General features: G+C 71.9%; 11 protein-coding genes. 2 read left to right on the top strand and 9 right to left on the bottom strand.

Annotation, left to right across the window (positions count from 1 at the left end):
- Nucleotides 1-6: 6 nt before the first annotated feature.
- The 8 genes from ACFYMC_RS07975 to ACFYMC_RS07940 all read right to left on the bottom strand — a co-directional run bounded on the left by ACFYMC_RS07975 (nt 7) and on the right by ACFYMC_RS07940 (nt 8066).
- Entirely contained in the window at nt 7-201 is a 195-nt protein-coding gene (locus tag ACFYMC_RS07975) for a hypothetical protein (RefSeq protein WP_388520499.1), read from the bottom strand.
- Between the two features lie 241 nt (nt 202-442).
- On the bottom strand, nt 443-982 hold the full coding sequence (gene tsaE / locus ACFYMC_RS07970) for a tRNA (adenosine(37)-N6)-threonylcarbamoyltransferase complex ATPase subunit type 1 TsaE (RefSeq protein ID WP_388520496.1): 540 nt from the start codon (nt 980-982) through the stop codon (nt 443-445).
- Nucleotides 954-2147, bottom strand: coding sequence for an alpha/beta fold hydrolase (locus ACFYMC_RS07965; protein ID WP_388520493.1), 1194 nt, complete (start codon nt 2145-2147; stop codon nt 954-956). Before ACFYMC_RS07965 ends, tsaE begins: the two co-directional genes overlap by 29 nt.
- Before the next feature lie 60 nt (nt 2148-2207).
- A complete protein-coding gene (gene alr / locus ACFYMC_RS07960) occupies nt 2208-3353 on the bottom strand; it encodes an alanine racemase (RefSeq protein WP_388520490.1) in 1146 nt (381 codons plus the stop codon).
- A 79-nt stretch (nt 3354-3432) separates the two neighbouring features.
- The gene (locus ACFYMC_RS07955) at nt 3433-4866 is read right to left on the bottom strand and encodes an NAD(P)H-hydrate dehydratase (protein ID WP_388520487.1); all 1434 of its coding nucleotides are present in this window, start codon (nt 4864-4866) and stop codon (nt 3433-3435) included.
- A gap of 131 nt (nt 4867-4997) precedes the next feature.
- Nucleotides 4998-5366: a holo-ACP synthase gene (locus ACFYMC_RS07950; RefSeq protein ID WP_388520484.1), complete on the bottom strand. Its 369-nt coding sequence runs from the start codon at nt 5364-5366 to the stop codon at nt 4998-5000.
- Nucleotides 5367-5379: 13 nt separating this feature from the next.
- Entirely contained in the window at nt 5380-7227 is a 1848-nt protein-coding gene (glmS, locus tag ACFYMC_RS07945) for a glutamine--fructose-6-phosphate transaminase (isomerizing) (protein WP_388520482.1), read from the bottom strand.
- A gap of 50 nt (nt 7228-7277) precedes the next feature.
- Nucleotides 7278-8066, bottom strand: a complete 789-nt coding sequence (locus tag ACFYMC_RS07940; protein WP_388520479.1) for a hypothetical protein — start codon at nt 8064-8066, stop codon at nt 7278-7280.
- A gap of 305 nt (nt 8067-8371) precedes the next feature.
- Between ACFYMC_RS07940 and coaA the strand changes: the two genes are divergently transcribed.
- On the top strand, nt 8372-9367 hold the full coding sequence (gene coaA / locus ACFYMC_RS07935; protein WP_388520476.1) for a type I pantothenate kinase: 996 nt from the start codon (nt 8372-8374) through the stop codon (nt 9365-9367).
- Nucleotides 9368-9425: 58 nt separating this feature from the next.
- Nucleotides 9426-10397 carry a DUF389 domain-containing protein gene (locus tag ACFYMC_RS07930; protein WP_388520473.1) on the top strand — a complete coding sequence of 324 codons (972 nt, stop codon included), beginning with the start codon at nt 9426-9428 and terminating at the stop codon, nt 10395-10397.
- A 75-nt stretch (nt 10398-10472) separates the two neighbouring features.
- On the opposite strand, the gene glmM is transcribed toward ACFYMC_RS07930, so the two are convergent.
- A complete protein-coding gene (glmM, locus tag ACFYMC_RS07925; protein WP_388520470.1) occupies nt 10473-11831 on the bottom strand; it encodes a phosphoglucosamine mutase in 1359 nt (452 codons plus the stop codon).
- Nucleotides 11832-11924: the final 93 nt, after the last annotated feature.

The raw sequence follows: 11924 nt of genomic DNA, 5'->3' as shown, positions 1-11924 counted from the left end.
TGTCGGTCAGGCCGCGTCGGGGGCGGCCCTGGGGTGGTCGACGCTGCGTACCGCCGGCAGGAGCTCGCTGGCGGAGCTGCGCTCTTCGTCGTCGCTGTCCGGCGCGCGGTGTCGACCGGGTGGGGTGGAGACGGCCGAGGCCGCGGCGCAGGAAGCCAGCAGGTCCCGTGTCGACAGGGCGGGGTGTGGCGTGGGTGCCATGGCTGCCTCCTGAGCTCGGGAGAGCCGACGTGTCAGCGTGGACTCGGGCACGGCCGGAGCATGCGAACTTAGGCACACCTAACCAAGCCCGCTACCATGTCATCACGTTCCCCACCCGCGACGCAACAGGTTGCCGACACCTCGTCGGAATCCACGAAGTCCCACCGAGAACGCCCGGACGCGGGCACAGCTCGCCACGGTCCGGGCGCCGCGGCGGCGCCCGGACCGCAGGGGTGGGAACTCAGCCGAGCCCGGCCAACACGTCGGAAACCGCGGCCCAGCGCGCACCGACGCCCAGGAGCGAGACCGTGCGCACGTCGTCGAGGACCTCCTCGTGCCCGACCGCACGGGCGATCACCACGTGCAGTCGGTCCTCCGACAGCTCCTCGACCTTGCCGTCGCCCCATTCGACGACCACCACGGAGTCCGGCAACGACACGTCGAGGTCGAGGTCCTCCATCTCCTCCAGCCCGCCGCCGAGCCGGTAGGCGTCCACGTGCACCAGCGGCGGACCCGCGACGAGGGAGGGGTGCACCCGGGCGATCACGAAGGTCGGTGAGGTCACCGCCCCCCGCACACCGAGCCCCTCGCCGAGGCCCCGGGTCAAAGTGGTCTTGCCGGCGCCGAGTTCGCCGGTGAGCAGGACCAGGTCGCCCGGGCGCAGCAGCGCGGCCAGCCGGCGGCCGAGGTCCTGCATGGCCGCCGGAGAACCGACGGTGATCCGGCCTGCGGCCCCGGTCTCGGTGGCGATCTCAGGAGCCTGGTTGTGCGGTGCTTCCATAGGCGCCAACGTTAGTCGCTGCCGGGCGCGTCCCGGCCCGACCCAGCAGGTCCGCCAGCCGGTCCGTGACCACCTCCGGGTGCTCCAGCATCACCAGGTGCCCGGCGTCGGGGACGATCACCAGCTCGGCGTCCGGAAGCAGATCGGCGATCAGCACGCTGTGCTCGGCCGGCGTGACCACGTCCCGGTCGCCGGCCAACACCAGCACCGGCAGGGAGGCGAACACTCCCAGCGACTCCGCCTTGTCGTGGTCCTGGAAGGCCGGGTAGAACTCGGCCACCACGTCGATCGGGGTCGCCTCGATCAGGCGTTCCGCGAAGCGAGCGACTGCGGGGTCCACGTCGCCGGACCCGAAGGAGTACCGTTTGATCATGCCGGCGAACAGGTCCGCGGTGGCCTGACGGCCCCGCTCGACCAGCGCCGCTTGCGAGCCCAACGCCCGCAGCACGCCCGGCAGAATGCGGCGCACCGCGTCCATGCCGGCGGCCGGCAGCCCGTAGGTGACCTCTCCCAGCCGCCCGCTGGAGGTTCCGATCAGGGCCACGGCGGCGACCCGGTCCCGCACCAGCTCGGGGAACTGCGCCCCCAGCGCCATGACCGTCATCCCGCCCATCGAGTGGCCGACAAGCACCAGCGGCCCCTCGGGCGCCGCCGCGTCGATCACCGCCTTGAGGTCGCGGCCGAGCCGGTCGATGGTGACCGGCTCGCCGTCCGCCTGCGCGAGGCCCCGCGCGGAACGTCCGTGACTGCGCTGGTCCCAGTGGACGGTACGGACCACCCCGCGCAGGGCCGCCCGCTGGAAGTGCCAGGAGTCCTGGCTCAGGCAGTAGCCGTGGCTGAAGATCACCGTGACCGGCGCCGGCGCTTTCCGGCCGAACAGGCGCTTCTTGCGGGGGGCCGCGCCACCCGCGTGCCGGTCTGCTTCCTCGACCTCGTAGTACAGCTCGGTGCCGTCCTCGGCCCGCACCTTGCCGGGGGTGCCGCGCAGGGTGCCGTACGGGCCGGAGGCGTCCAATGCCAGCCGCGCCTTCATCCGCATGCCGCGGCCGACGGTCAGCCGCTCCACCGCGACCCCCGCCGCCGCGCCCGCGGCTATCACTCCGATCGCCGCGCCGGCCAGTCCGGCCTTGCGCCAGCCGCCTACGGCGGCGCTGGTCTCGTTCACCGTGCCGTACTCCTCAGCCTGGTGGAGAACTGTCTCGGTACTACCCGGGTGGGATCACCGTCACCTATGCAGGTGGACCCGTGGAACGCGACTTCCGATCCGGGTGACGATCTCGTACGCGATGGTGCCCGAGGCCTGCGCCCAGTCCTCGGCCGTAGGCTCGCCCCGGTCGCCCGGACCGAACAGCACCGCCTGGGCCCCGGCGGTCACCGATTCCCCACCGAGGTCCACCACGAACTGGTCCATCGCGACACGACCGGCGATCGTGCGCACCTTGCCTCCAAGGAGCAGCGGGCCGCGACCGGAGGCATGGCGCGGGACGCCGTCGGCGTAGCCGGCGGGCACCAGGGCCAGGTTGGTTTCGGCAGGGGTGGTGTAGTGATGCCCGTAACTGACGCCGTGACCCCCCGGAACGGCCTTCACCAAGGCGACGGAGGCAGTGAGCGTCATCGCGGGGCGCAGGCCCAGCTGCGCCGAGGTGCCCAGCTCGGGGGCCGGTGAGATGCCGTAGATCGCCAGCCCGGTCCGCACCAGGTCGAGATGGGCCTCGGGCAGGGTCAGCGTGGCGGGCGAGTTGGCGATGTGCCGCACCTCCGGCTCCAGGCCCTCCTTCTCCGCGTAGGCGGCCATCTCGCCGAAGAGGTCAAGCTGAGCGGCGATCGAGGGGTGACCGGGCTCGTCCGCGCAGGCAAGATGCGACCAGACGCCGGTGACCTCGACGGTTCCCTCCGCCTGAGCGGCGACCGCGGCACCCACCAGCTCCGGCCAGCCCGCCGGCGGGCAGCCGTTGCGGCCCAGCCCGGTGTCGGCCTTGAGCTGGATCCGGGCAGTCCGCCCGGCGCACCGGGCGGCCCGCACCACCTCGTGCAAGGCCCACATCCCGCTGACCGCCACGTCGATATCGGCCTCGATGGCCTCCTGCCAGGGGCCGCCCGGTGTCCACAGCCAGCACAACAGCCTGGCCTGGTCCACTCCGATTCCGGCAGCGCGCAGCGCCAGCGCCTCCTGCGGCGTTGCCGTGCCCAACCACTTCGCGCCGGCCTGCAGCGCGGCCCGCGCACAGGGGACCGCCCCGTGCCCGTAGCCGTCGGCCTTGACCACGGCCATCAGCTGCGCCCGGGGCGCCCGATCGCGCAACGCGCGCACATTGGCGCGTACGGCGTCCAGATCGATCTCGGCACGTACGCGCGGCGGTGTCTCGTTCATCTCGCCCAGTCTCTCAGAGCCCCCGCCCGGCCCCCGGATCCGACCCATCCCGGCGCCCGTACCGCAGCCGCGCCGGCTCTCAGGAGCCGGTGACCTCGCGCCAGGCCCGCGGCAGCGCCCGGGCCACCTCGTGGGCGGTCACCGGAGCCCGCCGCGCCGCGAGACGGGCCGCCAACCCGTGCAGGTGGGCACCCACCGAACCGGCGTCCAGCGGGTCGAGGCCGGCCGCCAGCAAGGAGCCCGTCAGGCCGGACAGCACGTCCCCACTGCCGGCCGTCGCCAGCCACGGCGTCCCCGTCGGGTTGACCCGCACCGGGCCACCCCCGGGGTCGGCAACCAGGGTGGTCGCCCCCTTGAGCAAGACCGTGGCACCGTAGCGGGCGGCCAACTCCCGTGCCGCGGCGAGCCGTGACGCCTCGACTTCCTCCCGGCCCACTCCCAGCAGTGCCGCAGCCTCGCCGGCGTGCGGGGTGAGCAGCGTCGGCGCCACCCGGGCGCGCAGCGCTTCCGGGTCCAGGCCGCGCAGCCCGTCGGCGTCCACCAGGACCGGCACCTCGGAAGCGAGCACCTCCGTCACCGCCCCCCTGGTGTCACCGAGCCCGGGGCCGACCACCCACGCCTGCACCCGTCCCGCCTTCGCGGGCGTGCCCTCGTGGACCAGGGTCTCCGGGTAGTGGGCGAGCACTTCACCGGCCGCCGGCCCCACATAGCGCACGGCGCCGGCGCCGCCGCGCAGGGCCCCGGCGACGGCCAGGACCGCCGCGCCCGGGTAGCGAGCCGAGCCGGCGGTCACCCCAACGACCCCCCGCCGGTACTTGTCGCTCGACGCTCCGGGGGCCGGCAGCCGGGCGGCCACGTCCGCGTACTGGAGCGCTTGGAGGTCCGGGACGACCGGCAGTGCGGCCTCCAACCCGATCGGAACCAGCCGGAGGGCGCCGACCCGTTCCGCCGCCGGGTCGATCAGCAGGGCGGGCTTGTACGCGCCGAAGGTGACGGTCACATCGGCGTGGACGGCTGCTCCCGCGACTTCCCCGGTGTCCGCGTCCACCCCGCTGGGCAGGTCGACCGCGACCACCACCGCCCCGGCCGCTCGGGCCGCGCGCGCCTGCCCGGCAAGGGCGGCTGCGGCCGGGCGCAGCCCGCCGTAGCCGCCGATCCCGGTCAGTCCGTCCAGTACCAGGTCTACTCGGGCCGGCAGCTGTTCGCAGATCCGGCCGCCGGCCCGCCGCAGAGCGGCCAGTCCAGCCGGGTGCGCCCGCTGCGGGTCCACCAGTACGGCGCTCACGCGCGCGCCGCGACGGGCCAGCCGGGCACCGGCGTAGAGCGCGTCCCCACCGTTGTCGCCGGCACCGACCAACAGGCCGACGCGCGCCGCGTACACCCGCCTGAGCAGGCCCGCGCAGGTTGCGGCGAGCCCTGCCGCAGCCCGCTGCATCAGGGCGCCTTCGGGGAGGACGGCCATGAGCGCGTGCTCGGCGGCCCGAACGGTCTGGACGCTGTAGGCGTTACGCATGCCCTGAGTCTGCCCCACCGCTCCCCGGGCCCGAGGGAACGGGCTGCTTCCCGTGACCGCCGGGGTGTCGGGGCGGGGACACGGTGGGCGCGGCTTCCGGCGAGCGGTGGAAGGGGGCGGGCCGCAGACGGTCACCCCTCGGCGATCACCACGGCCGAGGCCACTCCGGCGTCGTGACTCATCGACAGGTGCCAGGAGCGCACTCCTCGTTCGGCTGCGGCCAACTCCACCGTGCCGCGCACCCGCAGCCGCGGCTGCCCGGATTCCTCGACGTAGACCTCGGCGTCCGTCCACAGCAGCCCTGCCGGCGCACCGAGGGACTTGGCGAGCGCCTCCTTCGCGGCGAACCGGGCGGCGAGTGAGGCCACTCCGCGCCGCTCGCCGCTGGGCAGCAGCAACTCCCTTTCAATGAAGAGTCGTTGCGCCAGCCCCGGTGTCCGCTCCAAGGACGTGGCGAAGCGTTCGATCTCCGCCACGTCGATGCCCACCCCGATGATCATCTGCTGTTGGCCCTCACTCCACGGTCACGGACTTCGCCAGGTTACGCGGCTGGTCCACCTCGTTCCCCCGCGCCGTCGCCAACTCGCATGCGAACACCTGCAGGGGCACCGCCGCCACCAGGGGCTGGAGCAGCGTGGGCGTGGCCGGGATGCGGATGAGGTGGTCCGCGTAGGGCACCACCGCCTCGTCCCCCTCCTCGGCGATGACGATGGTCCGGGCCCCGCGCGCCCTGATCTCCTGGATATTGCTGACGATCTTGTCGTGCAGTACCGAGCGTCCGCGCGGCGAGGGGAGGAGCACCACCACCGGCAGGTCCTCTTCGATCAGTGCGATCGGCCCGTGCTTCAACTCGCCCGCCGCGAAGCCCTCCGCGTGCATGTAGGCCAGTTCCTTGAGCTTGAGGGCGCCCTCCAGGGCCACCGGATAGCCCACGTGGCGGCCGAGGAAGAGCACGGTGTTCTTCGCCGCCAGGGAACGGGCCAGCTCCCGCACGGGTTCCATGGTCTGGAGCACCCGCTCAACCGCGTCGGCCATCTGCGCGAGCTCACGGATCACCGCCCCGACCTCGTCGCCCCATTTGGTCCCGCGTACCTGCCCGAGGTACAGCGCCACCAGGTAGCAGGCCACCAGCTGGGTCAAGAACGCCTTGGTGGAGGCCACCGCGACCTCCGGCCCGGCGTGGGTGTAGAGCACCGCGTCGGACTCGCGGGGAATGGTCGAACCGTTGGTGTTGCAGATAGCCAGGACCCGGGCTCCCTGCTCCCTGGCGTGCCGCAGGGCCATCAGGGTGTCCATGGTCTCGCCGGACTGGGAGATGGCGATGACCAGGGTCCGCTGGTCCAGGATCGGGTCCCGGTAGCGGAACTCGCTGGCCAGCTCCGTCTCGCAGGGGATGCGCGTCCAGTGCTCGATGGCCAACTTGGCGATCATGCCCGCGTGGTAGGCGGTCCCACAGGCCACGATGACGACCTTGTCGACCTCCCGCAGCGCCCAGGGCGCGATCCGGACCTCGTCCAGGGTCAACTGCCCGCTGGCGTCGATGCGCCCCAGCAGCGTGTCGGCGACCGCCTTGGGCTGCTCGGCGATCTCCTTCAACATGAAGTAGTCGTAGCCGCCCTTCTCGGCGGCCGAAGCGTCCCAGTCCACGTGGTACGAGCGGACCTCGGCCGGTACCCCGGAGAAGTCCGTGACGGTGACCGCGTCCCGGCGTAGCTCCACCACCTGGTCCTGGCCCAGCTCGATCGCCGAACGCGTGTGCGCGATGAAGGCGGCCACGTCGGAAGCGAGGAAGGACTCCCCCTCGCCCACCCCCACCACCAACGGCGAGTTCCGGCGTGCACCCACCACCACGTCCGGCTCGTCGGCGTGGACGGCGACCAGGGTGAAGGCGCCTTCCAGCCGGCGGCACACCTGCCGCATGGACTCGGCGAGGTCTCCGCAGGAGGAGAACGCCTCGCCGAGCAGATGTGCCACCACCTCGGTGTCCGTGTCGGACTCCAGCCGGTGCCCGCGCTCGGCGAGCTCGGCCCGCAGGGCGGCGAAGTTCTCGATGATCCCGTTGTGCACGACCGCGACCCGACCCGAATTGTCCAGGTGCGGATGCGCGTTGACGTCGTTGGGTGCCCCGTGCGTGGCCCACCGGGTGTGACCGATACCGGTGGACCCGCTCGGCAGCGGCCGGTCAACGAGCTCCTTCTCCAGGTTGACGAGCTTGCCCGCCTTCTTCGCCGCGGCCATCCCCCCGTCGGCGAGGACGGCTACCCCCGCCGAGTCATAGCCCCGGTACTCCAGCCGCTTCAGTCCCGCGATGACGACTTCGAGCGCCGACTGCGCTCCGACGTAACCCACGATTCCGCACATGGCGGCAGCCTACGTCGCGCGTCGGCCGCCGCCAGGGAACCGAGCGGAGATCAGCCGAGCTTCTTCAGCTGGGCCTCGATCAGCGCCGGGGGAACCTCCTTGGCTCCGTCCTTGCCGAAGGCGACCGTCATGAAGGTGGCCAGCGTGCCTCCCTGGCGCGCGGCGGCGACCTGGAACACGGACTTCTCGCCCTCGTCCTCGATGGTGAGGGCCCAGCCGGCCGCCTCCTCGCCGCCGGAGACCGTCACCGGAGCGACCTTCACCACATTGGTCTTCGCGCCCTTGTTGTCGGCCTTGAAGCCGCCGGCGCAGGCCTCACCGGCCGTGCGCAGCAAGGCGAGGGCGTCCTTTGCCCCGGTGCCCTCGTAGCTGCCCAGCGCGATGGAGGTGACCGTCATGTTGCCCAGGGCCATCATCGCCGCGTTGGCCTTCTCCTCCTCCGAGGCGTTCGCGGCCGGCTCCTCCGGCGCGGCGAGCGCCTTACGACGGACCGTCGCGGCGGGGGACCCGGTGGAGATCAGCACGGCGGCCTCGGCCAGCGGCTTGCATTCGGCCTTGTCGGTGCTGACATCCGTCGCAGCGACGATGTCGGCGGGCTTGGCGGGCTCCACCTTGTGTCCGGAGAGGTCAGCCGTCGCCAGCGCCAACTTCTCCAGCTCCGCTTCGCCCAGTGCCACCGCGGGCTTCGTCTCCGGGGCGGCCGACCGGGTCGACCCCGCGGCCTTGTCGCCCTTGTCTCCGGAGGCCTCGTCGGATCCGGACCCACAGGCCGTCACGACGAGCGCCAACGAGACCGCTCCGGCGACGACACCGAACCGACGAACCACACTGCTCTGCACAGACAACCCCTGTTGTTTGGCCCAACCTGGCCAGTTGGGCGTTTACTACCGCATCCGACGCGGTCGTCGCGGGCGCGGCCAGTTGGCTGACCGTCCCGCCGTTGCGCAGTACGACCAGGGGGGCGGCACAATGGTTGCCCTGGCGATCCAGAGGAGTTTCAACTTTCTCGTGACCCGCCCGCTGCCTCCTCCCCGAGCAGCCCGCCACCAAGGATGCGGAGCAGTGCCCGTTCCCCGCTGGCCCGGGGTCATGCCGTGAGGCATCCCACCCGCCACGTCCGGCCGGCAGCCGACACAATGGGCGGGTGATCACATCTCCGCCGCCACGGAGCGCCCAGCGTCGGGCGGCCGAATCCAGCCCTTACGTCGACCTCAGCCGCGACGAGTGGAGCGCGCTGCGCGAGCGGACCCCGCTGCCACTGACCGCCGACGAGGTCGAGCGGCTCCGCGGCCTCGGCGACGTCATCGACCTCGACGAGGTACGTGACGTGTACTTGCCTCTGTCCCGGCTGCTCAACCTGTACGTGGGTGCCACCAGCGACCTGCGCGGCGCGCTCAACACCTTCCTGGGCGACGCGGGCAACGGCCACGGTGCGCAAAGCGGCACCCCGTTCGTCATCGGGGTCGCCGGCAGTGTGGCCGTGGGCAAGTCCACCGTCGCCCGCCTGCTCCAGGCGCTGCTGGCGCGCTGGCCGGAACACCCCCGGGTGGAGCTGGTCACCACCGACGGCTTCCTCTACCCGATGCGGGAGCTGCGCGAGCGGGGCCTGATGTCGCGCAAGGGCTTTCCGGAGTCCTACGACCGGCGCGCGCTGACCCGCTTCGTCGCCGACATCAAGGCGGGCAAGCAAGAGGTCACCGCCCCGGTCTACTCCCACCTGATCTACGACATCGTGCCCGGCGAGCGGCTGACCGTCCGCCGGCCGGACATCCTGATCGTGGAAGGGCTGAACGTCCTCCAGCCGGCACTGCCTGGCAAGGACGGGCGCACCCGGGTGGGCCTCGCCGACTACTTCGACTTCAGCGTGTACGTGGACGCCCGGCCTGAGGACATCGAGCGCTGGTACCTCAACCGCTTCCGCAAGCTCCGCGAAACCGCCTTCCAGAACCCCTTCTCCTACTTCCGCAAGTACACCCAGGTCTCCGAGGAGGAGGCCCTGGACTACGCCCGCACCATGTGGCGGACCATCAACCGCCCCAATCTGTTGGAGAACGTGGCCCCCACCCGCGGCCGGGCCACGCTCATCCTGCGCAAGGGGCCGGACCACAAGGTGCAGCGCCTGAGCCTGCGCAAGCTGTGAGAGCGCGCTAAGGCCCCTGATCCACCGCGGAGCTCGGGCCAGCCCCTAAGGTGCACGCATGCTGCATCTGCGGATGATCACCCCGCAGGACCGCACCGAAGAGGTCCTGGCCCTGGTCGACCGTACGGTCGGCACCACGCATGTGGCGGTGTTCGCCGGTGTCGGCCGCGATCCGGCGGGCGACATGGTGATGTGCGACGTGACCCGCGAGGCGGGCGACGGACTCCTCAACGCGCTACGCGCCCTCGGTCTCGACAGGGACGGCTCGATCGCCGTCGAGAACATCGACCTGACGCTCTCGCAGCGGGCGGTGGCCGCGGAACGGGAGAGCCCGGGCGAGCCGGCCGACGCGGTGCTCTGGGCTCAGCTCTCGGAGGCCACCCAGGAGGAGTCCACCTTCTCCTTCACCTACCTGGCCTTCATCAGCCTCGCGACGATGATCGCGGCCTGCGGTGTGGCCCTGGACAACGCGATCCTGATCGTGGGAGCGATGGCTGTCGGCCCGGAGTTCGGCCCGCTCGCCGGGGTCTGCACCAACCTGGTGCAACGACGGGCTCGGCTGGCCGGCCACTGCCTGGCCACGCTGCTGGGCGGCTTCGCCGTGGCCATCGCGGTGACCACGCTGTTCAGCCTGCTGATGACCCTGCTCGGCCAGTTCGACGTGGCGATACTGGAGAACCCTCGCCCGAACACCGGGTTCATCTGGCGCCCGGACTCCTTCTCCTTCGTGATCGCCCTGCTCGCCGGGGTCGCCGGGATGCTCTCACTGACCTCGGCCAAGTCCGGCGCCCTGGTGGGCGTGGCGATCTCGGTGACGACCGTGCCGGCGGCGGCGAACGCCGCGGTGGCCCTGAGCTTCGCGGAGTTCGCCCAGATGTGGGGATCGCTGGAACAGTTGTTGCTCAACCTGGCCGGCATCATGCTGTCCGGCACCGTGACCCTGGTCGGTCAGAAGCTGCTGTGGCGAACCCAGCGCGGGCGGATGACCCGCCTGCCGGGCGCGCCGATGGGTGGCAAGCCCGGCAGCTGAGGTACGGGCGGCCGGATCGCCTTCGCAGGGCGGAGACTTGCGGTTGCTCCCGCGGTCCCCGCCCGTGTCAGGCCCTCAGCCGAGGGCGGACTTCACCACGTCGGCCAACCGCCCGGCCACGGCGCGTGCCTGCTCGATGTCGGCGGCCTCCACCATGACCCGTACGAGCGGTTCGGTGCCGGAGGGACGCAGCAGGACCCGGCCGGTGCTGCCCAGTTCCCGTTCGGCTTCGGTGACGGCCGCTGCCAGGTCCCCGGAGGTGGCGACGCGGCTTCGGTCCACGTCGGGCACGTTGATGAGAACCTGCGGGAGCCGGGTCATGACGCCCGCGAGATCGCGCAGCGTACGGCCGCTGGCAGCCACCCGGGCGGCCAGCATCAGGCCGGTGAGGGTGCCGTCACCGGTGGTGGCGTGGTCCAGGATGATCACGTGGCCGGACTGTTCGCCGCCGAGCGCGTAGCCGTGCTCCTTCATCGACTCCAGGACGTACCGGTCGCCGACGGCGGTCTGGATGAGTTCGATGCCCTCACCCTCCATCGCCAGCTTGAAGCCCAGATTGGACATGACGGTCGCGACCACGGTGTTCTTGCGGAGCTGACCGGCCTCCCGCATGGCCAGGGCCAGGACGGCGAGGATCTGGTCGCCGTCGACCTCCTCGCCGGTGGCGTCCACGGCCAGGCAGCGGTCGGCGTCGCCGTCGTGCGCGATGCCGAGGTCGGCTCCGTGCTCGACGACCGCCTGCCGGAGCAGATCCAGGTGGGTGGAGCCGCAGCCGTCGTTGATGTTGAGGCCGTCCGGCTCGGCGCCGATGGTGATCACCTCGGCACCAGCCCGGGCGAACGCCTCCGGCGAGACGCGGGCCGCGGCGCCGTGCGCCTCGTCCAGGACCACCTTGAGGCCGTCGAGGCGGTTGGGCAGGACGGCGATGAGGTGTGCGACGTACTTGTCGAAGCCCTCGTCGTAGTCGCTGACCCGGCCGACACCCGCGCCGGTGGGGCGGTCCCAGGGCGCGCCGGTGCGGTGCTCCTCGTAGACCGACTCGATCCGGTCTTCCAGGTCGTCGGCAAGCTTGTGTCCGCCACGGGCGAAGAACTTGATGCCGTTGTCGGGCATGGCGTTGTGGCTGGCCGAAAGCATCACACCGAGGTCCGCGCCCAGGGCACCGGTGAGGTAGGCCACCGCCGGGGTGGGCAGCACGCCCACCCGCAAGACGTCCACACCCGCACTGGCGAGCCCCGCGACGACAGCTGACTCCAGGAACTCTCCCGACGCACGGGGATCACGCCCGACCACCGCGGTCGGCCGATGGCCCTCGAAGCTGCCCGCTTCGCCCAGCACGTGCGCAGCCGCCACGGACAGGCCGAGCGCGAGCTCCGCCGTCAGATCCGCGTTGGCAACGCCACGTACCCCGTCCGTACCGAAGAGTCGTCCCACTGTTGTCCTCCGAGTTAGCGCTTGAGACAGGTATACGCCGCATTGGCGGTAAACGAACCGCCCCGGCGGCACTGAGCGTGCCGCCGGGGCGGT

Origin of the sequence: Streptomyces sp. NPDC006879 (genome assembly GCF_042869595.1) — a bacterium.
GTDB lineage: Bacteria > Actinomycetota > Actinomycetes > Streptomycetales > Streptomycetaceae > Streptomyces.
This window is presented reverse-complemented; position numbering and strand designations above follow the sequence as displayed.

Coding starts and splice junctions, on each gene's coding strand:
- alr (WP_388520490.1), bottom strand. CDS start 3,353: ATGAACGAGACACCGCCGCGCGTACGTGCCGAGATCGATCTGGACGCC.
- ACFYMC_RS07930 (WP_388520473.1), top strand. CDS start 9,426: ATGCTGCATCTGCGGATGATCACCCCGCAGGACCGCACCGAAGAGGTC.
- ACFYMC_RS07975 (WP_388520499.1), bottom strand. CDS start 201: ATGGCACCCACGCCACACCCCGCCCTGTCGACACGGGACCTGCTGGCT.
- ACFYMC_RS07950 (WP_388520484.1), bottom strand. CDS start 5,366: ATGATCATCGGGGTGGGCATCGACGTGGCGGAGATCGAACGCTTCGCC.
- glmS (WP_388520482.1), bottom strand. CDS start 7,227: ATGTGCGGAATCGTGGGTTACGTCGGAGCGCAGTCGGCGCTCGAAGTC.
- tsaE (WP_388520496.1), bottom strand. CDS start 982: ATGGAAGCACCGCACAACCAGGCTCCTGAGATCGCCACCGAGACCGGG.
- ACFYMC_RS07955 (WP_388520487.1), bottom strand. CDS start 4,866: ATGCGTAACGCCTACAGCGTCCAGACCGTTCGGGCCGCCGAGCACGCG.